Origin of the sequence: Capnocytophaga sp. (genome assembly GCF_030532915.1) — a bacterium.
Taxonomy (GTDB): Bacteria; Bacteroidota; Bacteroidia; order Flavobacteriales; family Flavobacteriaceae; genus Capnocytophaga.
In genome coordinates this window covers 41,351-61,359 of sequence record NZ_JAUNKD010000012.1, presented here as the reverse complement: position 1 = coordinate 61,359, position 20,009 = coordinate 41,351, and the positions used below count along the sequence as shown (strand labels likewise).

The 20,009-nt window shown below is 34.3% G+C and carries 18 protein-coding genes and 1 pseudogene; 16 read left to right on the top strand and 3 right to left on the bottom strand.

Annotated features, from left to right (window positions below):
- Nucleotides 1-42 precede the first annotated feature (42 nt).
- The 11 genes and pseudogenes from Q4D72_RS05450 (at nt 43) to Q4D72_RS05400 (ending at nt 11,713) form a co-directional block, all read left to right on the top strand.
- Complete coding sequence (locus Q4D72_RS05450; protein WP_303076579.1) at nt 43-303, top strand: phosphopantetheine-binding protein; 261 nt, start codon at nt 43-45, stop codon at nt 301-303.
- A 2-nt stretch (nt 304-305) separates the two neighbouring features.
- Nucleotides 306-1,505, top strand: a complete 1,200-nt coding sequence (locus Q4D72_RS05445; RefSeq protein ID WP_303076578.1) for a beta-ketoacyl synthase — start codon at nt 306-308, stop codon at nt 1,503-1,505.
- 24 nt (nt 1,506-1,529) lie between these two features.
- Nucleotides 1,530-2,597: a beta-ketoacyl synthase N-terminal-like domain-containing protein gene (locus Q4D72_RS05440; RefSeq protein WP_303076577.1), complete on the top strand. Its 1,068-nt coding sequence runs from the start codon at nt 1,530-1,532 to the stop codon at nt 2,595-2,597.
- A 12-nt stretch (nt 2,598-2,609) separates the two neighbouring features.
- Entirely contained in the window at nt 2,610-3,350 is a 741-nt protein-coding gene (locus tag Q4D72_RS05435; protein WP_303076576.1) for a polysaccharide deacetylase family protein, read from the top strand.
- Nucleotides 3,350-3,964: an outer membrane lipoprotein carrier protein LolA gene (locus Q4D72_RS05430; protein ID WP_303076575.1), complete on the top strand. Its 615-nt coding sequence runs from the start codon at nt 3,350-3,352 to the stop codon at nt 3,962-3,964. Before Q4D72_RS05435 ends, Q4D72_RS05430 begins: the two co-directional genes overlap by 1 nt.
- Entirely contained in the window at nt 3,942-4,535 is a 594-nt protein-coding gene (locus Q4D72_RS05425) for a hypothetical protein (RefSeq protein WP_303076573.1), read from the top strand. The genes Q4D72_RS05430 and Q4D72_RS05425 overlap by 23 nt, the downstream gene beginning before the upstream one ends.
- A 3-nt stretch (nt 4,536-4,538) precedes the next feature.
- A complete protein-coding gene (locus tag Q4D72_RS05420; protein ID WP_303076572.1) occupies nt 4,539-4,904 on the top strand; it encodes a 3-hydroxyacyl-ACP dehydratase in 366 nt (121 codons plus the stop codon).
- The gene (locus Q4D72_RS05415; RefSeq protein ID WP_303076570.1) at nt 4,898-5,371 is read left to right on the top strand and encodes a hypothetical protein; all 474 of its coding nucleotides are present in this window, start codon (nt 4,898-4,900) and stop codon (nt 5,369-5,371) included. Before Q4D72_RS05420 ends, Q4D72_RS05415 begins: the two co-directional genes overlap by 7 nt.
- Nucleotides 5,368-6,551 (top strand): annotated as a pseudogene (locus Q4D72_RS05410) (DUF2062 domain-containing protein). The gene Q4D72_RS05415 and the pseudogene Q4D72_RS05410 overlap by 4 nt, the downstream one beginning before the upstream one ends.
- A gap of 38 nt (nt 6,552-6,589) precedes the next feature.
- On the top strand, nt 6,590-10,138 hold the full coding sequence (locus Q4D72_RS05405; RefSeq protein WP_303076569.1) for an efflux RND transporter permease subunit: 3,549 nt from the start codon (nt 6,590-6,592) through the stop codon (nt 10,136-10,138).
- 51 nt (nt 10,139-10,189) lie between these two features.
- Nucleotides 10,190-11,713 carry an NAD(P)/FAD-dependent oxidoreductase gene (locus Q4D72_RS05400; RefSeq protein ID WP_303076567.1) on the top strand — a complete coding sequence of 508 codons (1,524 nt, stop codon included), beginning with the start codon at nt 10,190-10,192 and terminating at the stop codon, nt 11,711-11,713.
- Between the two features lie 38 nt (nt 11,714-11,751).
- Here the strand turns inward: Q4D72_RS05400 and Q4D72_RS05395 are convergent, their stop codons facing one another.
- Entirely contained in the window at nt 11,752-13,407 is a 1,656-nt protein-coding gene (locus Q4D72_RS05395; protein ID WP_303076566.1) for a C45 family peptidase, read from the bottom strand.
- A 153-nt stretch (nt 13,408-13,560) separates the two neighbouring features.
- On the opposite strand from Q4D72_RS05395, the gene tilS reads away from it, so the two are divergent.
- The 5 genes from tilS to Q4D72_RS05370 all read left to right on the top strand — a co-directional run bounded on the left by tilS (nt 13,561) and on the right by Q4D72_RS05370 (nt 18,951).
- The gene (gene tilS / locus Q4D72_RS05390) at nt 13,561-14,943 is read left to right on the top strand and encodes a tRNA lysidine(34) synthetase TilS (RefSeq protein WP_303076565.1); all 1,383 of its coding nucleotides are present in this window, start codon (nt 13,561-13,563) and stop codon (nt 14,941-14,943) included.
- A gap of 77 nt (nt 14,944-15,020) precedes the next feature.
- Nucleotides 15,021-16,184 carry an 8-amino-7-oxononanoate synthase gene (locus tag Q4D72_RS05385; protein WP_303076564.1) on the top strand — a complete coding sequence of 388 codons (1,164 nt, stop codon included), beginning with the start codon at nt 15,021-15,023 and terminating at the stop codon, nt 16,182-16,184.
- Between the two features lie 420 nt (nt 16,185-16,604).
- The gene (locus tag Q4D72_RS05380) at nt 16,605-16,916 is read left to right on the top strand and encodes a membrane-binding protein (protein WP_303076563.1); all 312 of its coding nucleotides are present in this window, start codon (nt 16,605-16,607) and stop codon (nt 16,914-16,916) included.
- Between the two features lie 83 nt (nt 16,917-16,999).
- Complete coding sequence (locus Q4D72_RS05375; protein WP_303076561.1) at nt 17,000-18,298, top strand: phenylacetate--CoA ligase family protein; 1,299 nt, start codon at nt 17,000-17,002, stop codon at nt 18,296-18,298.
- 44 nt (nt 18,299-18,342) lie between these two features.
- On the top strand, nt 18,343-18,951 hold the full coding sequence (locus tag Q4D72_RS05370; RefSeq protein ID WP_303076560.1) for a hypothetical protein: 609 nt from the start codon (nt 18,343-18,345) through the stop codon (nt 18,949-18,951).
- Between the two features lie 75 nt (nt 18,952-19,026).
- Here Q4D72_RS05370 and Q4D72_RS05365 read toward each other — a convergent pair whose 3' ends face one another.
- On the bottom strand, nt 19,027-19,356 hold the full coding sequence (locus Q4D72_RS05365; RefSeq protein WP_303076558.1) for an iron-sulfur cluster assembly accessory protein: 330 nt from the start codon (nt 19,354-19,356) through the stop codon (nt 19,027-19,029).
- Nucleotides 19,357-19,386: 30 nt separating this feature from the next.
- A complete protein-coding gene (locus Q4D72_RS05360) occupies nt 19,387-19,935 on the bottom strand; it encodes a TlpA disulfide reductase family protein (RefSeq protein ID WP_303076556.1) in 549 nt (182 codons plus the stop codon).
- Between the last annotated feature and the right edge of the window lie 74 nt (nt 19,936-20,009).

Genomic DNA, 20,009 nt, shown 5'->3' with positions numbered 1-20,009 from the left:
TTTATACTTTTGCAAAATCAGATTTTTTATTGGATTTAAATTATGGAAGCATTAATTTTAGAACTAAAGAACAAAATTATAGAAGTACTTAACTTGGAGGACGTTTCGGTTGATGACATCAATGACAACGACCCGCTTTTCGGGGGTGCCGGCTTGGGGTTGGATTCCATCGACGCGCTTGAACTCATTGTTTTACTGGACAAAAACTACGGTATCCGACTTTCTGACCCCAAAGAAGGACGGGAAATTTTTCACTCCGTGAAAACAATGGCCGAGTACATTTCAAAACACAGAACCAAATAAGTATGCCACCCAAAGTGGTCATAACAGGAATGGGAATCGTTTCTTCAATCGGAATGTCGGTTGAAGAAAATTTTCATTCACTAACAAATTACAAATCAGGGATTTCAACCATTGAAAATATTGACACGCTACATAAAAACAATATCAAAGTGGGCGAAATAAAACTTACAAATCGGCAACTCGCCCAAAAACTTGGCGTAGCTGAAAATAATGCTTACTCACGCACTTCCTTATTGGGAATTCTTGCCATAAAAGAAGCCCTGAAACAAGCTCAAATTCCTGAAAAAGAAATACCTAACTTGGGGTTCATCAATGCTTCGAGCGTTGGGGGAATGGATATGACCGAACGGTATTTTTACCAATACGAGAACGACCCAAGCATCCGCCGATACATTACCACACACAATATCGGGGAAGTAACACACCAAATTGCCGATTATTTCAGCCTAAAAAGCATCGTTACGGGCGTGAGTACGGCTTGTTCTTCATCGGCAAACGCCATCATTATCGCTCTGAACTTAATCCGAACAGGGCGAGCCAAATGCCTTATCGCCGGCGGAGTTGATTCCCTTTCAAAATTTACCATCAACGGGTTTAATTCGCTGATGATTTTGTCCGACAGCGCTTGCAAACCTTTTGATAGTCAACGAAAAGGATTAAATTTAGGTGAAGCAGGAGCTTTTTTAATGTTGGAAACGGAAGAAAATGCACGCAAGCACAACCGAACGATTCTTGCTGAAATTTCGGGTTGGGGCAATGCCAATGATGCTTACCACCAAACGGCATCGTCCGAAAACGGAGAAGGTGCTTTTTTGGCGATGCAAAAAGCCTTACAAGTAGCTGAATTACACCCCACTGACATTGATTATGTAAATGCGCACGGAACGGCAACATTAAACAATGATTTATCTGAAAGTAAGGCACTTATCCGAATTTTTGGAGAAAGCCAAACTCCCGATTTTAGTTCAACCAAAGCATTTACCGGGCACACCTTGGCAGCGGCTTCTTCGGTAGAAGCGGTTTTTAGCGTGCTTGCCCTACAACACGAGGTCATTTTTCCGAACCTAAACTATGATTCGTCTATGGAAGAAGTTAGCATACGTCCGCAAACACGTGTTAAACACAAGAAAATCAAGCACGTACTTTCAAATTCTTTTGGTTTTGGAGGGAATTGTTCCACACTGATTTTTTCCAAACCATAATCTGAAAAACAACAAAGCCCTACAATGAATAAGACTTACATCAACGGACTTTCAGCCATCTCAACACAACCGACATTTTCAGGGGATTTTCTAACCCAAATAACTGATCACGAGCAGCATAACGTGCTGTGTGCAAACGAACCTGCCTACAAAGAATACATACCGCCCGCTGCTATCCGTCGTATGGCAAAAGGTGTGAAAATGAGCATTGTAGCAGGACTAAATGCCCTGAAAGAAGCTGAAATTCAAACCCCTGAAGCCATCATTGTCGGCACGGGAATGGGTTGTTTACAAGATTCGGAAAAATTTCTCAGAGCTCTTCTTGACAACGACGAGCAACACCTCACCCCTACTGCCTTTATCCAATCCACTCACAATACAGTGGCAGGGCAAATTGCACTAAACCTACAATGTAAAGGACTGAATTTCACGTATGTAAATGGAGCTATCTCATTTGAAAGTGCCTTACTTGATGCCAAAATGCAGTTGGAACAAGGTTTGATGGAAAACATACTTGTTGGCGGAGTGGACGAACATAGCCCTCACACGTTGTTTTTGTATGAATTGGCTCAGATTATCAAACGAAAAGAAGATTGCCCCGATTCTGTTTTAAACCCACAAACCGGCGGTGTAGTTCTGTCAGAAGGCGCTACTTTTTTTGCCCTTTCAAACAAAAAAAATGAAAACTCATACGCCGAATTAATCGACACCACTTTTTGTAATAATCTTAATGCTTCGGAAGTGAGTGATTTTACGCATAACTTTCTAAACAACAACAACTTAACAACAAACGACATTGATTTGGTCATTTCCGGAAGAAACGGAAACAAAAATGATACAATCCATTTCGATGCTTTTGAAAAAACGGTTACAAACACCCCAGTTTTGGCTTATAAACATTTAAGCGGCGAATTTTATACCGCATCAGCCTTTGGTATGTGGACAGCCTGTAACATACTGAAAACAAACAAAATACCTGTATCATTAAAATTTGTCAATCAACATAATTGCAGTAAACCCGTAAAAAACATTTTACTATACAATCAATATTTAGGCAAAGACCATAGCTTAACGCTACTCAAAAAAGCATAAAAAAATAAGGTGATGTCAAAGCATTTTTTAATTAGCTTTTTTTCCATTACTTCACTGATAATCTGTTACATATACAGCTTTCCTGTATATGCCTACATTGCTGTTTTTTTGTTTTTTTTGGTAATGACCGCTTGGGGCGCTTTCGATATTCGTCTGTCATATTTTGTAAAAACCACTTGTTACATCAAAAACAAACCTCAAAAAACCGTTATATTAACATTTGACGACGGAGCTACAACACTGACTCCCAGATTTTTGGATACACTTAAAAAGTTTAACGCAAAAGCAATTTTTTTCTGCATAGGCAGGCAAGTTGAAAAATATCCCGAAATAGTGAAACGCATTCAAAATGAGGGACATATAATTGGAAATCATACTTTTAACCATATTCCAAGAAATACGTTTGCCTCGACAAAAACATTTATTAAAGAAATTGAAAAAACAGATGCGGCTCTGGCAAAATTAGGCATATACACCGAGCTATTCCGTCCGCCATACGGCATTACCAATCCCCATATAGGAAAGGCTATCAAGCTGACTAACAAGAAGGTAGTCGGTTGGGATATTCGTTCACTCGACACGGTTATCCAAAATGAAGACGCCCTTTTTAAACGCATTATTTCCAAACTCTCACACGGAAATATCATACTGATGCACGACACAAATCAACACACTCTAAATATTTTGGAACGATTATTGCGGTACTTAACAGAAAATAATTATCAAATAACCACTGATTTAAATCTGAATTAATGAAAAAAATATTCTCAATATTTCTACTTTTAACAAATTTTGTTCTTTTGGCGCAACAATTAAGCCAATCGGAAGTTGAACAGTTTAAAGCCAAATTGCTGGCAAAAAACCAAACAGTCAGCACTATCGAGGCTGATTTTCAGCAAAAAAAGCATCTTGATTTTATGTCAAAAGACATCAAAACTTCCGGAAAAATGGCTTTTTTGAAACCCGACAAATTAAACTGGCAATACACCACACCTTATAGCTATCGAATTGTTTTTCAAAAAGATAACATAACCATTGACGCCCAAGGAAATGTATCACACATAAAAGCCGATAATAAGATTTTCAAAAAAATCAATCATTTAATCGTTGGGACAATCAGCGGAAGTATGTTTAACGAAAAAGAGTTTAACATAACATTATGGAAATCAAATAAAAAAACAACCGCCAAATTAAAACCCAAAGATAAAACCTTGCAGAAATACATAAACGAAATTCACTTATTTTTCACGGATGATGCTCTTGTTGAAAAAGTTAAACTCATTGAGCCGTCAATGGATTATACTGAAATTGTTTTTATAAACATAAAAATTAACACTAAAATTGATGATAAGGCTTTTCGCATTTAGTTTGTTTTTTTTGCTGATTGGTTGCAGAAGTTTTAAGTTAGAAGGAAATTACGAAACTGAAAAAACTTATCAAACAATTGAAAATAACCATTTTAAAATAGGGTCAGAATATTTTTACCGAGCCAATATTTCGGCTTACGGAAACTCATTCAGCGGAATTCTTGCCGCGAAACTTCTTGATGCAAACACCCATCGTGTAGCCTTAACCACCGATTTCGGAAACACGCTTTTCGATTTTTCGTTTATCAATAAAAAACTAAAAATCAATTACATACAAGAAAATCTAAACAAAAAAATCATTGTGAATACATTGGCTAATGATTTTCAAAATTTACTGACAACTGAATTTGTCTGTGATGAAAAATTTACCAACTCAAAATCAATTGTTTGGAAATGTAAGAACAACAACAATTACAGTTATTTATTTGAAAATGAGCAACAACAGATTTTCAAACAAATAAATACCAGAAAATCAAAAAAATATACTACTTTTGCTTTCGATTTGCACACCGAAAATATCGAAATTCAACATCATACATTAAATGTTAAAATTATCTTAACTAAAATATAATTTATGCTAAACGATTTTTACGTAATTATCGACAAAACACACCTTGCCGAAGGCAAATATGAATACAAAATTCGTTTGAATGAAAAACACGAAATTTTTAAAGGACATTTTCCTGATAATCCGGTAACCCCCGGAGTATGTATGTTACAGATAATCAAAAATATAACAGAAGAAATCACGCAAAAAAAATTATTCCTTTCAAAAACCGCGAACGTGAAGTTTATGGCATTGATTAATCCCGAAATAACTCCCGAAGTAACCTTGGCTTTTGACATCACAGAAAACACTGATACTGTGATTGTTAAAAACACTTCATCGTTTAATGACACGGTGGCTTTAAAACTCACTAATACATACCAAATATGCTAAGATTTTTACTTTTATGGTTTTGTTTTTCCGCAAGCGCTCAAAAAACGGAATCTGTTCAGGAACTTTATATAAAATCCTATAAATCAAAAGAAAATGCTTCCAATTTTTATCAACTAACGGAAGAAAATCAAAGCAAAAGTCCAATAAATTTAGCCTATTTTGGGGCGGCTAAAATGATTTATGCCAAATATAGTAAAAACAAAATTGAATTGTTAAAAGATGGTAAAAACATCATTGAAAATGCCATAAAATCAAACCCGAATGATATTGAACTCCGATTCATTCGACTGAGCATACAGGAAAATTTACCAAAAATCGTTTCATATCACAAAAACATTGACGAAGATAAAAAACATATCATTGAAAACATTGACAATCAAAACAGTAAGCTAAAAAAATATATTTGTGAATACATAAAAATCTCAAAAGTTTTTTCAGAAGAAGAAAAACGAACTACCATAAAATGAGCCAAATTATTACCACAAAAATAGAAAAACACGGAATTTGCATTCTCATTCCCACCTACAACAACGCAAAAACTTTGCGCGGGGTGCTTGACGGAGTTTTGCAATTTACAAACCACATTATTGTAATTAACGATGGCTCTACTGATGAAACCGCTTCAATTCTTTCAACATATAATCACATAAAAATCATATCGTTACAAAAAAACAAAGGAAAAGGAAATGCCTTAAAAACCGGATTTCGATACGCCGAAAAAATGGGCTATGAGTACGCTCTTACCATTGATTCGGACGGGCAACACTATCCGGAAGACATTCCTGTTTTTATTGATGAATTGGAAAAAAACAACTCGCCCGTTTTACTGATAGGAAGCCGAAATATGAATCAGGAAAATATTCCAAAAAAAAGCAGTTTCGGACATAAATTTTCTAATTTTTGGTTTCATTTTGAAACTGGTGTAAAACTGACTGATACCCAATCAGGCTATCGGCTATATCCTTTAAAATCATTGCCGAAAAAATATTTTTCAGGAAAATTTGAACTTGAAATTGAAGTACTGGTACGCACAAGCTGGAACGGAATATCCCTTAAAAATGTGCCTATCAAGGTGTTATACGACCCTTCACAACGCATTTCTCATTTTCGTCCTTTAAAGGATTTTACCCGCATCAGCATCTTAAATACATTTTTGGTTTTGATTGCCGTTTTTTACATCAAACCGCGAAATTTTCTGCGAAACCTAAAAAAAAAAGTCTAAAACGCTTCATTAAAGAAGATTTACTGGAAAGCAACGCTTCTGATGAGGTAAAAGCCTTATCGGTGGCTCTGGGAACTTTTTGTGGGATTGCTCCCTTTTGGGGATTTCAAACACTGATTACCATTACGTTAGCCGTATTGTTTCGCTTAAATAAATCCTTGGCTTTTCTTTTTTCAAATGTAAGTATCCCGCCAATGATTCCCATTATCATTATCGGTTCTTTAAAAATCGGAGCCTTTTTTGTCGGGGGCACAATTCTTCCTGAAAAGTCGGAAATTACGACCGAATTTGTCAAAAATCACCTCTTGCAATACTTCATCGGAAGTTTAATTCTGGCTTTTGTTTCTGCTTCATTTTTAGGAAGTTTAACATATTTATTTTTAAAAATAAGTCGTAAAAACTCTAAACATAAACCACCTAATTAACAATTATTTGTTATTTTTGCACACCTAACGCATTGGGTATGTTAAACAAAATTTTCGTTTTTATATCAAAACATAAGTATCTCGCATTCATACTATTGGCGATTTGGGGCGTTATTGCCGTGATGTTGACAATGCGCCTGCGTTTTGAAGAAGACATTACGCAAATTCTTCCTCAAAATGAGAAAACTACGCTAACGGCAAAAGTGCTTAAACAATTAAATTTTGCCGACAAAATTTCGGTTATCATAACCAAAAAGGAAGGCGAAACATTAAGTGAAATACAACAAATAGCCGGTGAACTACGCGACAGTATTTCCTCACAGTTGAACGAATACATCACTGATATACAAGGAATTGTATCTGATGACAACATTGAGCAAACTTGGAACTTTATAAACTCAAACCTTCCGTTGTTTTTAAATGAAAAAGATTATAAAAACATTGAAAATAAGTTAAATACCGACAGTTTAAGAAGTGTTGTTACTTCAAATTACAAAACGATGCTCTCCCCTACCGGAATAGTTGCACAAAATTTTATTCGAAAAGACCCTTTTGGACTAACATTCAACGGATTAAAAAAACTACAAGAACTTAATATTGATTCAAATTTTAAACTAACAGACGGATTCTTAACCACACTTGACCAGCAAAATCTTTTATTTTTCATCAACCCGAAATACCACGGAAACGACACTGAACACAATGCCATATTTGTTCAAAAATTAGAAAAACTACAAAGCAATTTCAATTTAAAATACAGCAAATCTGCTACTTGCACAATTTTCGGAGCTCCGTTTATCGCAATAAGCAATTCGCAACAAATCAAAACCGACATTTTCACAACTGTGATTATTTCACTGGCTATTCTGTACTTGGTTTTAACTTATTTTTACAAAAGTTTTTGGGTGCCGTTTATCGCTTTCATACCTTCTGTGCTGGGGGTTGTCTCGGCATTGGCAATTTTGTATGTATTCAAAGGAAAAATTTCAGCTATTTCAATCAGTTTGGGCGCCGTTTTACTGGGTGTAACCGTTGATTATTCGCTCCATATTTTAACACATCTCAAAACAGCTAAAAACCACACGGAGCTGTATCAATCTGTTACTAAACCTATTATGCTCAGCAGCATCACTACGGCTATCTCATTTTTATGTCTGTTGTTTGTCCATTCGGAAGTGATGAATGATTTGGGAATTTTCGCCGCCGTCGGGATTCTTGTTGCTTCTGTTTTGGCATTGATTTTCATTCCGCAGTTGTATCGTAAAAACGCGACAATCCAAACCCGCCAAACGCTTATTGACCATTTCGGAAAATATCCTTTTCATAAAAATAAATATCTGGTTATCAGTTGTATCGTTTTAATCTGCATCAGTTTATGCACATTCAGCAAAGTGCAGTTTAATAACGATATTTCAAAGGTTAATTACGTTAATCCGTTGTATCAAGAAGCGCAAAATAAACTGGAACAGCTCACAAACAGCAAGTTAAAATCCGTTTATGTAACGGCTCACGGTAATTCGTTGGATGAAGCCCTAACTCAAAATCAGCAAGTTTATCAAATACTTTCTTCATCAAAAGAAGAAGGTAAAATACAACAATTCAGTTCATTAGGAAATATTATTCTTCCAAAATCAGAACAACAAAAACGCATTGACCAATGGCACTTATTTTGGAACGAAAATCGGAAAGCTCAGCTGAAAAACGCACTGATTTCCATCGGAAAAGATGTTGGTTTTAAAGAAAATACGTATCTGTCTTTCTTTCAATCACTTGAAACTGATTATCAAACACTTGAAAACATCGATGATTATAAAAGTCTCTCTTCCATTCCGTTACAAGATTTTATCACCGAACAAAACGGATTTTACACCATCTCTAATTTGGTGAAAGTTAGTGCCGATAAACAACAAAATTTCATACAGAACACTGAAAACCAGACCTCTGCTATTATTATCGACCGAAAAAAACTCAACGAAACTTTTTTAGGAAAACTAAAAGATGATTTCCTAAGCCTTGTAACGTATGCTTCCGTCGCCATTTTCATTGTGTTGTTGCTGTTTTTCCGTCGCATTGAGCTTGTGTTACTTACGCTGATTCCAATTACCGTCACGGGCGTCGTAACTTCCGGAATTATGAATTTGTTTGGGGTTGAATTTAATGTTTTCAGTATGATTGTCTGTACGTTAGTGCTTGGGCATTCGGTTGATTTTAGCATTTTTATGACGTGCGCCCTACAAAAGGATTACACCACTGGTAAAAACGAACTTCCGGTGTACAAAGTGTCTGTTTTACTGGCTTCCATAACTACGCTTTTGGCAATCGGAGCGTTAATTTTTGCCAAGCATCCGGCACTCAAATCCATTGCGCTGGTTTCGATTATCGGCATTTTTACGGCTTTGGTTATCACGTTTGTATTTTACCCGACCGTTTTTAGGTGGTTTATTTTTTCACGCCCGCAAAAAGGCCGCTCGCCCGTAACGTTACGCATTGTGTTACTCACTGTTTTTTCCACATTGTATTACGTAACTTTCTCAATTATATTATCTTACATAAGTAAAATTTTGCTTTTTTTCTTTCCGAAACGAACCGAAACACTGCGTCGGGTAGTGAGCAAAGCTACTACTTCGGTGCTTTATTCCAATCCGTTTGTGAAGAAAAAAGTCATCAATCCGCATAATTTACGTTTTGAAAAATCGTCCGTAATTATTGCCAATCACACCTCGTGGCTCGACACTTTGGCTATCGGAATGCTCACACACCGAATTAGTTATATGGTTAATGATTGGGTGTATAATTCGCCTGTTTTCGGCAAATATGTTCGTTCACTTGGCTTTTTTCCGGCTTCCAAAGGCATTGAAAACGGAATGGATATTTTTCGCAAAAACATCGATAACAACATTTCAATAATGATTTTTCCGGAAGGAACACGCTCGGACAGTAACCACATCTATCGCTTCCACAAAGGTGCTTTTTACATAGCCGAAACCTTCGGATTGCCCATCGTTCCCGTATATATTCACGGTAACTCGGAAGTGCAACCCAAAAATGATTTTTTTATCTACGATGGCGCTATTACCGTAATTGCCGATACGCCCATTTCCATTGACGATGAGCGTTTTGGAAACTCGTACAGCCAACGAACCAAAAAAATCCTTGCGTTTTACCGCGAACGTTTTTATCAATTGCGAAAAGGACTTGAAAACGCCGATTATTTGAAAAATAAATTATGGCTAAATTTCTTATACAAAGAACCTTACATAGTGCGTTGTGTTATGAATGATTTTGCCAAGAACAAAGAAAAATACCACAAACTAAATCAAAATTTACCACAACAAGGGCGTTTTTTGCATCTTGCCGATGATTACGGGCAAACTGATTTTTTGTTGCTCCTGACTCACCCAAAACGGGAAATTATCACTGTAATTGCCGATGATTACAAACGAGCCGTCGCCCGGCAGTCCTATATCACACGCATTCGTAAATTGACGTACATAAAGCAAATTCCTGATGAAATTACATTTGACACAATCATTATTTCTGACAAAAAACAGAAAAACATCAACGAAAAACATTGCATTCGGTTGTAATTTCACAAAAAACCTAAAAAAACAACAAAAAAACACATCAAAACAAACAAAATGCACACAAAATACGACGTTATCATCATCGGAAGCGGTCTTGGAGGTTTGGTTTCTGCCATAATGCTTGCCAAAGAAGGCAAAAAAGTGTGCGTTCTTGAAAAAAACAACCAATACGGCGGCAATTTACAAACATTTGTCCGTGATAAAATCATTTTTGATACCGGTGTTCATTATGTTGGGAGTCTTGATGAAAATCAGATTTTATATAGATATTTTAAATATCTGGGAATCATCGATAAACTTAAAATTCAAAAATTAAATACCGACGGATATGACCGAATCTGTTTTGGTGATAATCCGCAAGTTGAATACCCGCACGCACAAGGTTACGACAATTTTATCAAACAATTAATCGATTTTTTCCCCGAAGAAAGAACAACTTTGGAACGATACACCCAAAAACTGCAAGAAATCTGTGATAAATTTCCGTTGTATCGTTTCAAACCCGACGGAAGTTATAACATCGAAACGCTTTCACATAAAATACAAGATTTTTTAGACGAAATAACCGATAACAAAACCCTGCAAGCCGTACTTTTGGGTTCCGGATTTTTATATGGCGGAATTTCCCCTCAAACACCTCTGTACGTGCACGCCCTAACTATAAATTCATATATTGAAAGTGCATACCGATTTAAAAGAGGCGGCTCACAGCTTACGAACCTGCTTGTAAAAGAATTACGCAAATTAGGCGGAAATATCTTCAAACACAGCGAAGTAACAACGTTTAATTTCCGTGAAAAACAGCTTTATTCAGTACGTACACGTAATGGAAAAGAATATTTTGCCGATATTTTTATTTCAAACATTGATGTAAAAGCCACCCTCAACCATATTGGCAAAGAACACTTCAAACCGGCTTTTTACAACCGAATACAGCAATTAAAACCCATTAGCGGCGCTTTTTCGTTGCATTTGGTGATGAAACCCGATAGTTTTCCGTATATTTCACATAATTTATATTGGTTTGCCAACGAAAAAAGTGTTTGGCAAGCCGAAAATTACCCGTCGGAACGTTTTCCGTTGAGTTATATGCTCTCAATGAATTATTCCTCAGAAAAAAACCAAAAATTTGCTGAAAGCATTACCATTTTGACCTATATGAACTACGATTCCGTAAAAAAATGGGAACATACCTTCAATACCAAAGCAAATCCAAATTGCAGGGGCGAAGCATATGAAAATTTCAAAAAACAACACGCCGAATTGCTTTTAGATGCCGTAGAACAAAAATTTCCTGACATTCGCAAGCATATTCTCAAAACATACACTTCAACGCCACTTTCATACCGCGATTATATAGGAATTGAAGCTGGAAGTTGTTACGGATACCAAAAACAAGCCGATAACCCGATGGAGAGTTTTATTTTGCCGCAAACACACGTCAAAAATCTGTTTTTAACTGGACAAACTGTAAATATGCACGGACTTTTAGGCGTAACCATCGGTGCGGCACGAACTTGTTTGAGTATTTTAGGAAAAAACAGCCTTTTGTATCAAACTTTACAAGAAAATAACTAATTCCAACCTATTTTTCACTTCAAATAGAACCCAAAACCTTATTTTTTCAGTTTTCGGGCACATTTTCGGATATATTTTACCATCATTTCTTTATTTTTCTCATACGGAATCTCTTTTTGCAATGATTTCTCAAAAAAAGTTTTGGCAAGATGATATTTTTTCTGTTCGTAATATATTTTTCCACAGAGATAATACGCCTTCCAATAATCCGGATTTAATTGGCAAAGTAAGGTCATTTCGGCTTCCGGTGTGGTGATTTTTTGTTTTAAATCGTTTTCAAATTTATTTTCCAGCTTCCGATAGCTTTCATAATCTTGATAGGCTTTCGTTTTTAAAAAATTTGACTTTGAAATAGTTAAACTATCAATAAGCATTGATGAAAATTCTTTTTTTCTTGATTTTTTAAAAATTTCATTCAAATCATAGGCAATAAATTCACCCAATTGATACGGATTTGTAGAAATCCACACCAATTTCTTTTCCGGTTGAAAAATAACCGAATGATGTGCCAAAAGCTGATTCAATGCCTTTTCATTTCCGTATCCGAGCTTTTTTCCATCTAATCCTTCTGTATTTCGTAAGATTTTAGCCATTTTTTCAGGATTTAATCGTTTTTCAACGTTCATAAGCTCTTGAATTTTATCAAAACGATAAGAAGTATGTGTTTTTTTGATTTGTTTTTGATTATTTTTATCCGATTGATACACTTTTCCTTGAAAATGATTGGTACAAATCAATCTTGATGTATTTTTTAGCTCATAAACATCCATTTTTTTAGGTGACATCTCAATAATTACTGCTTTATTGTCTTTGGCACTCCCGACAAGAATTGATTCCGAAACAAAAACTTCTTTTTTCTTGGCAATTGCAATCGCTTCACCAATGGTTGATGCATATTGCAAAATTTCACGACTTACCAATGAAATCGGTGTTTTTGCCTTCATCGGCAGGTTTGATTTTCCGGCATTGATGCTCACCGTGAGTCCGTCAAGGTTCATTCCTGAAAAAACGCCAACCATTCCGCCCCAAGCATATGACATAAACGGAATTCCTGAATCGGGCTGTACAAACCTGATAATTTTTTCCCGAGCAAAATCATCAGACAGGTAAAAATCAAAATTTCTACCAATCAATAGCTGCCCGTCTTCCGATTCTTGCCCCCAAACGGCTAATGATGAGCAACCTACCAGCATCAAGTCCTGCAAAGCGTGACCAATGTCGTGAGCCGAATGCAAGTACAAACTGCGCTCATATTTAGATGCAACAAAATCATAAACCGAGTCAGAATACATTGACTGCCCCAAAAGTTCTTCCCGAAAGGGTTTTATCACATATTTATTCACATCGCGATTAAACCAGCGGATAAATTTATGTAAAAACCGAATTTTTTTCTCCGAACTGATAAATGTTTTTACTTTTTCAAAAAACAAACTATCCTGACGTTGATATAATTTTTGGGTTAAAGCTCCTGATTTTAATCCCATTGCGTAGGGTTTTCCGCTGAGATATACCTCCCAAATGCCAAATTTATTTTTCAATAAATAATCATTTTCGGTATATAATAAGGTATCGGCAAGTAACGTTACTTTTGGAAGACTATATGCCTGATTGTCAATTTCAGGAGGCAACATTTTTTTCTTTGAAACCCCGCACGAGGCAAAAATCAGGAAAAAAAATACAAAACTATATTTCATTTTGCAAAAAAGTTGGATTGGCATTATTTTTTGGCAAAGATACGACAGAAAAGTGATTTTTTTTCGTTTTTTTTGAAATTAAACGTATCTTTGTCAAAGTTTTACAAATTACATTTCAGCAATCAAAAAATTTCCATCTAAAAAACTTTAAAGATGATTGAAAAATTTAAAACCCATTTTTTTGAGCAATTTCAAGCCCAAAACAGTAAAATTTTGGTCGCCATCAGTGGCGGGGTAGATAGTATTGTGCTTGCTTACCTATTTTTTTCAATAAAACAACCCATTATTTTAGCGCATTGTAATTTTCAGCTTCGGGCAGATGAAAGCAATGAAGATGAGCAATTTGTAAAAGATTTTGGCAAAAAATTAGGCATCAAAACCATTACAAAACGCTTCAACACGTCTGAGTTTTCAGCCAAAAGCAAAATGAATACCCAACTGGCTGCCCGCAAACTCCGATATAATTGGTTTGAAGAAATAGCATCTGAAAATCAGTGTGATTTCATTGCTACTGCCCATCACGCTGATGATAATCTCGAAACTTTTATCATTAATCTTTCTAGAGGCTCCGGATTGGACGGACTGACGGGAATTCCTCAAAAAAATGGAAAAATTATTCGTCCGTTGCTTATTTTTTCACGCGATGCCATTTTAGAATTTGCCCGACAAGAAAATTTACAATGGCGGGAAGATAGTTCCAACCAAACCGAAAAATATATCCGAAACAAGATTCGACATAATATTTTGCCTGTTTTAAAAGAAATTCACCCTACTTTTTTAACTAATTTTCAAAAAACACAGCATTTTTTAGAACAATCACAGCAATTTATTGATAATACTATTGAAAATATCAAAAAAAAATATTTTAAAGAATACGAATTTCAAACTGATATCGATAAAAAAGCATTCATTGATGTAGAAAATCTTGATTTTGTGCTTCATAAACTTTTTTATCCGTACAATTTTAAGAATATCAACGACATAAAACGATTAATTAATAATGAAAGTGGCAAACAACTCTTCTCACCTACGCATCAATTGATTGGCGATAGAGAAAAATTATATTTGTTCAAACTTTCTGAAAATAGTTATGATGCTGAAATTCCCCCGCTTATCGTTCACTTCCATAAAGAAACAATTTTGGAAAATTTAAATCGGAAAATCACCATTTCTGATTTAAAAAGCTCCATTGAAATCCGTTTTTCAATTATCGAGCGCGATATTCAGCATTTTTTTGATACTGATATATATAAAGAATCCGGCAATGATATCGCTTATATGGATTATGATTCCCTTTCATTTCCACTGATTTTGCGACATAAAAAACAGGGAGATTTTTTCTATCCATTAGGAATGAAACAGAAAAAAACAATATCAAAATTTTTTATTGATGAAAAATACACTTTGTTTGATAAAGAACAGCAGTGGTTACTATGTTCCGGTGAAAGTATTGCTTGGATAACCGGAAAACGTTTGGATAACCGATTTAAAATCACTGAAAAAACAAAAAAAATATTAAAAGTAGAAATTTTTTAATTTTTACGATTAATTTCATAACTTTGTCAAATCAAATTCAGTTATAAACCATTTTTTTTCAAATAAAAATCCTAAAAATGAAAATTCCGCCACATATCACCAAAAAATTAGAGGAAAGAACAGCCCAAAATGCATTAAGAAGTTTAAAAAACACACAATTTGAGTATGATTTCTATTCTAATGATTATTTGGGTTTTGCAACTTCTGATGAAATAAAAAAAGAAGCTGAATTCATTTTAAAGTCTGAAAAAATACAAAATGGTTCAACCGGTTCGCGATTAATTTCCGGAAATTTTCCTTTGTTTGAATTGGCTGAAAATGAAATCAAAAATTTTCATAATGCCGAGAGTGCATTGCTTTTTAATTCAGGTTATGATGCCAACATAGGTTTCTTTTCCTCTATTCCAAATCGCGGAGACATTATTTTATATGACAATTTTATTCACGCATCTATTCGCGACGGAATTTCACTTAGTTTGGCACAATCTTTTAAGTTTAAACACAATGATTTGGAAGATTTAGAGCAATTACTCAAAAAATTTTCAACAAAAGCAACTTCAATTTTCATAGCAACCGAATCGGTTTTCTCAATGGATGGAGATTCGCCCGATTTAGTTAAAATGAGTGATTTAGCAACTAAATATAATGCTTTTTTAGTAGTTGATGAAGCACACGCATTAGGCATTTTTGGTTTTCAAGGTTCGGGACTCATTCAGCAATTAGGTTTGGAAAAAAATGTATTTGCCCGAATTGTTACATACGGAAAAGCATTGGGCTGTCACGGTGCTTCGGTGCTTTGCAGTGAAGTTGTTAAAAAATATTTGATAAATTTTGCCCGTTCTTTTATTTATACAACCGCAATGTCACCTCACAGCGTTGCAACGCTACTGGCAAGTTACAATCAGCTTAAAATTACAAAAAATACTGCTATTTTACATCAAAAAATCAGTTTATTTAAAGAAATTTTAAATCAGCATAAAAATACAGATATAAATTTAATCAATTCTGAAACAGCATTAAAAAACTATCAGTTTATCGAATCAAATTCAGCCATACAAGCTGTAATTTTATCAGGAAATGATTTTGTTAAAGAAAAAGCAGCAAAATTTCAAAAAAATGGCTTTGGTATCATTCCGATTCTTTCTCCAACCGTTGAAAAAGGAAAAGAACGTTTACGAATTTGCTTACACAGCTATAATACTGATGAAGAAATCAAAAAATTATTAAATATTATCTTATAAATTAAAATAACAACATCAAAAATTTAATTTTTAATGTATATTTTTTATTTTCATACGTACAAAAACATTTTTTAAACATTATAATTTTAATTTTAAATATAAAAAATTAGTTTTTCAACATCATAATTTATTTTTTTGACATATAAATTTAATTTAAAATCATTTTTTTTCAAAAAACCTTGTCAAAGTTTTATAACTTTGACAAAGTTACTCATCAAAACATCAAAATTTAGTTTTTCAACATAATAAAACTAAATTTTTAGTCTAAAAAAACTTTGTTAAAGTTTTGAATTTTGACAAAGTTAATAAAAAACCAAAAAGTTAAAGTTTTCATAAAAATTTGTTTAATAGAAAATATTTTTTATACCTTTGTAGAAAATTTATAATACATATTGTTTAATACTTTAAAAATTTAAGAAGATGGCTACAAAAAACTATTCAGAAAAAGTAGTTGCTGCAAAAATAATGATTGATGCACTCAACAACAACAAAGAAAATTTACCCGCAGGTGTAAGTGAAGAAACTATTTCAAAATTGAAAGAATTAAAAGAAAATTCTGAAAAATTAAATAGTGAACAAGAAAAATTAAAAGCATTATTAAAGTCAAAAACTGCCGAGTTAGACAAAAACTTAAAAGAATTAAGCACTTTGTACATTACGCTCAAAAAAAGAATAAAGCTAGACATTTCAAAATCACTTTGGAATGAATACGGTTTTAATGATAAAAAATAATTGCTAAAAGTTAGTTTATTTCTTATTTTTTTTAGTCAATCACCTTTAATAAAGCAAATAAACTGACCTAAAAACAAACCGCAATGATACCCGAAATAGAATTAAAAAGCCAAGCAGAAATTAAACAGTTTCAGGAAGAAAAGCTAAAAAAATTACTAATTTATTTAAAAAATCATTCTCCATTTTATCAAAACCTTTTCAAAAAACATTCCATTGATATAAATGACATACAAAAATTAGAAGATTTAGCTAAAATCCCAACAACTTCAAAAGATGACCTGCAACAGCATAATAATCTATTTCAGTGTGTATCATTAGATAAAATCATTGATTACACAACCACTTCCGGCACGTTAGGAACGCCCGTCACTTTTGGTTTAACCGAAAATGACTTGGAAAGGCTTGCTTACAACGAAGCAATATCACTTAACTGTGCCGGAATTAAAAAAGGAGACATTGTTCAATTAATGACAACTATCGACAGGCGTTTTATGGCAGGTTTGGCTTATTTTTTAGGTATCCGAAAGCTCGGGGCAAGTATAATTCGTGTTGGGGCTGGCATTCCAGAACTTCAATGGGATTCTATTTTGACTTACAAGCCTAAATTTTTAATTGCCGTTCCTTCTTTTTTATTAAAGATGATTGAATATGCCGAAAAAAACAATATTGATTATCAATCTTCATCGGTAGAAGGAATTATTTGCATTGGGGAATCTTTACGTCAAGAAAATTTCAAAAATAATCTGCTTACTGAAAAAATTCTGAGTAAATGGAAAAATTTACAACTTTTTTCAACCTATGCTTCTACCGAAATGAGTACTACATTTACTGAATGTGAATTTCAACAAGGAGGGCATCATCATCCTGAACTTATCATCACTGAGGTGCTTGATGAAAACGGAAATAACGTACCTGATGGAGTTTCAGGCGAATTAACCATCACAACTTTAAATGTGGAAGCAATGCCTTTACTTCGATTCCGAACGGGAGATATAGTTTCATTTCATTCTGAAAATTGCGGCTGTGGGCGTAACACAAAACGAATTAGTCCCGTTTTAGGACGAAAACAACAAATGATTAAATATAAAGGAACAACTTTATATCCGCCTGCCTTAACCGATTTGCTTACATCATTTGACAAAGTTGAAAATTATATAATTGAAATCAACACCAATGAACTTTTAACCGATGAAATTCTAATTAAAATTGGTTCTCATTTCCCTTCTGATAATTTAAAGGAAGAAATTAGTAATCATTTCAGAGCGAAGCTTCGTGTTGTACCAAAAATTGAATTTCATTCAATTGATGAATTAGAAAAACAAATTTTTCCTTCAACAAGCCGAAAACCAATCCATTTTGTTGATAAGCGAACCAAAAATTAAGAAATTAATAATAACATTATATTTTAAACCAAAATTTTCAGTTTATGAAACGATTTTTTTTCACAACAGCATTATTTATTACGTTTTTCATAACTTATGCGCAAAAATTTCAAAACGAAACAGGTAATATTACTGTTTTAAAAGGCGAAACGCAAGTTAATGTTGCGTTTAATTACACAAATTTGCATTTAATGAAAGATAACCTCACCGAAGAAGAGTATATCGCTGACCGAATTGAGTATTTAAACAAAAAAAATCAAGAAGAAGGTGATATTTGGCTCACAGGCTGGAAAACTGCTAAAGAAAATATCTGGCAACCTAATTTTTTAAAACTTTTAGACCAAACTATCACTAAAAATAAAGGTATTTCATTCAACTTAAATTTGAATAATGCAAAATACACTTTATTAGTTGATGTCATCTGGATTTATCGCGGTTGGGATGCCGGCATCGTAAAACAACCTGCAAAAGTTACCACAACGCTTAAAATTGTAGAAACAAACAACAAATCAAATGTTCTTTACCAAATTGAAGCTATTGAAGCTCCCGGCAACCAATTTGGAAGCAATTTCAACGATGAAACCCGCATCGGTGAGGGTTTTGCCAAAACAGCCAAATCATTTGGTAAATTAATGTCAAAAAAATTACGATAATCAACATTGATTTCAAAAAAAAACAAAAAAAGCTGCTTTTGAGCAGCTTTTTTATCGGTAAATATATTCTTATTTTTACATTGAAAAACTTTCACCGCAACCGCAAGTTCGGTTTGCATTAGGATTATTAAAAACAAATCCTTTTCCGTTTAAACCACCGGAATATTCTAAAATGGTTCCTACCAAGTAAAGAAAACTTTTTTTATTCACAACAATGCGAATGCCGTTGTCTTCAAATAGTTTATCGTCTTCATCGGTGGTTTTATCAAATTTAAGTTCGTATGAAAGTCCGCTGCAACCGCCACTTTTCACGCCCACACGGACAAAGTCGGTCGCATTATCGAAACCTTCTTCCTCCATCAAAGAAATGAGTTTCTTCTTTGCCTGCTCTGATACCTGAATCATCGTATTTTTATTTTTTAAGTTTATTCTACTTTATAGTAATTGGTCTAACAATTCGCGAACGTCGCTACTGTTCCACTTGGCAATGCGTTCACTTTTCGCTTTAACGACACCTTGTTTATCAACAATGTAACCTGATGGGATTTTCTCCGCATCAAAAGGCATTTTTTCGCCTATGATTAAGTAAGTTACCTTAAAATTGTAGCCTCTTTTCTGCATCAGTTCTTCAACGGGGGCGGGCAATTCGTTTGTTACGACATAAAAATCTACCTTTTGGTGATAATCATCGTACAGTTTCTGAATGCCTGCCAAATCAGCGACACTCGTTACCCGCCAAGACGACCAAAAGTACACAAAAGCGGGATGCTTGCCCCGTGATTGGGAAAAGTTAAATTCCTTATTGTCACGGTCTTTCAGTTTCCAGTCAAAATCAATCGTATATTGCTCATCTTTTGGCAATATATCGACCGAACTTGCGAAAATACGCTGCAAAATAATCTTACTCTCGTAACCCAATGGCGTAACAAAAAAAGAAAGCACCAACAATATGAGTGCTAAGTTCCAAATGGTTTTTCGTTTCATCTATTTTATGCGATGTTTAATTCTAATGGTTTTAATCTGTTCCGTATGTAGTAAATAAAGAAAGGAGGCAAAGA

Bases quoted from the DNA above. Each gene is read 5' to 3' on its own strand.
- Q4D72_RS05450 (WP_303076579.1), top strand. From the start codon at position 43: ATGGAAGCATTAATTTTAGAACTAAAGAACAAAATTATAGAAGTACTT.
- Q4D72_RS05445 (WP_303076578.1), top strand. From the start codon at position 306: ATGCCACCCAAAGTGGTCATAACAGGAATGGGAATCGTTTCTTCAATC.
- Q4D72_RS05440 (WP_303076577.1), top strand. From the start codon at position 1,530: ATGAATAAGACTTACATCAACGGACTTTCAGCCATCTCAACACAACCG.
- Q4D72_RS05435 (WP_303076576.1), top strand. From the start codon at position 2,610: ATGTCAAAGCATTTTTTAATTAGCTTTTTTTCCATTACTTCACTGATA.
- Q4D72_RS05430 (WP_303076575.1), top strand. From the start codon at position 3,350: ATGAAAAAAATATTCTCAATATTTCTACTTTTAACAAATTTTGTTCTT.
- Q4D72_RS05425 (WP_303076573.1), top strand. From the start codon at position 3,942: ATGATAAGGCTTTTCGCATTTAGTTTGTTTTTTTTGCTGATTGGTTGC.
- Q4D72_RS05420 (WP_303076572.1), top strand. From the start codon at position 4,539: ATGCTAAACGATTTTTACGTAATTATCGACAAAACACACCTTGCCGAA.
- Q4D72_RS05415 (WP_303076570.1), top strand. From the start codon at position 4,898: ATGCTAAGATTTTTACTTTTATGGTTTTGTTTTTCCGCAAGCGCTCAA.
- Q4D72_RS05405 (WP_303076569.1), top strand. From the start codon at position 6,590: ATGTTAAACAAAATTTTCGTTTTTATATCAAAACATAAGTATCTCGCA.
- Q4D72_RS05400 (WP_303076567.1), top strand. From the start codon at position 10,190: ATGCACACAAAATACGACGTTATCATCATCGGAAGCGGTCTTGGAGGT.
- Q4D72_RS05395 (WP_303076566.1), bottom strand. From the start codon at position 13,407: ATGAAATATAGTTTTGTATTTTTTTTCCTGATTTTTGCCTCGTGCGGG.
- tilS (WP_303076565.1), top strand. From the start codon at position 13,561: ATGATTGAAAAATTTAAAACCCATTTTTTTGAGCAATTTCAAGCCCAA.
- Q4D72_RS05385 (WP_303076564.1), top strand. From the start codon at position 15,021: ATGAAAATTCCGCCACATATCACCAAAAAATTAGAGGAAAGAACAGCC.
- Q4D72_RS05380 (WP_303076563.1), top strand. From the start codon at position 16,605: ATGGCTACAAAAAACTATTCAGAAAAAGTAGTTGCTGCAAAAATAATG.
- Q4D72_RS05375 (WP_303076561.1), top strand. From the start codon at position 17,000: ATGATACCCGAAATAGAATTAAAAAGCCAAGCAGAAATTAAACAGTTT.
- Q4D72_RS05370 (WP_303076560.1), top strand. From the start codon at position 18,343: ATGAAACGATTTTTTTTCACAACAGCATTATTTATTACGTTTTTCATA.
- Q4D72_RS05365 (WP_303076558.1), bottom strand. From the start codon at position 19,356: ATGATTCAGGTATCAGAGCAGGCAAAGAAGAAACTCATTTCTTTGATG.
- Q4D72_RS05360 (WP_303076556.1), bottom strand. From the start codon at position 19,935: ATGAAACGAAAAACCATTTGGAACTTAGCACTCATATTGTTGGTGCTT.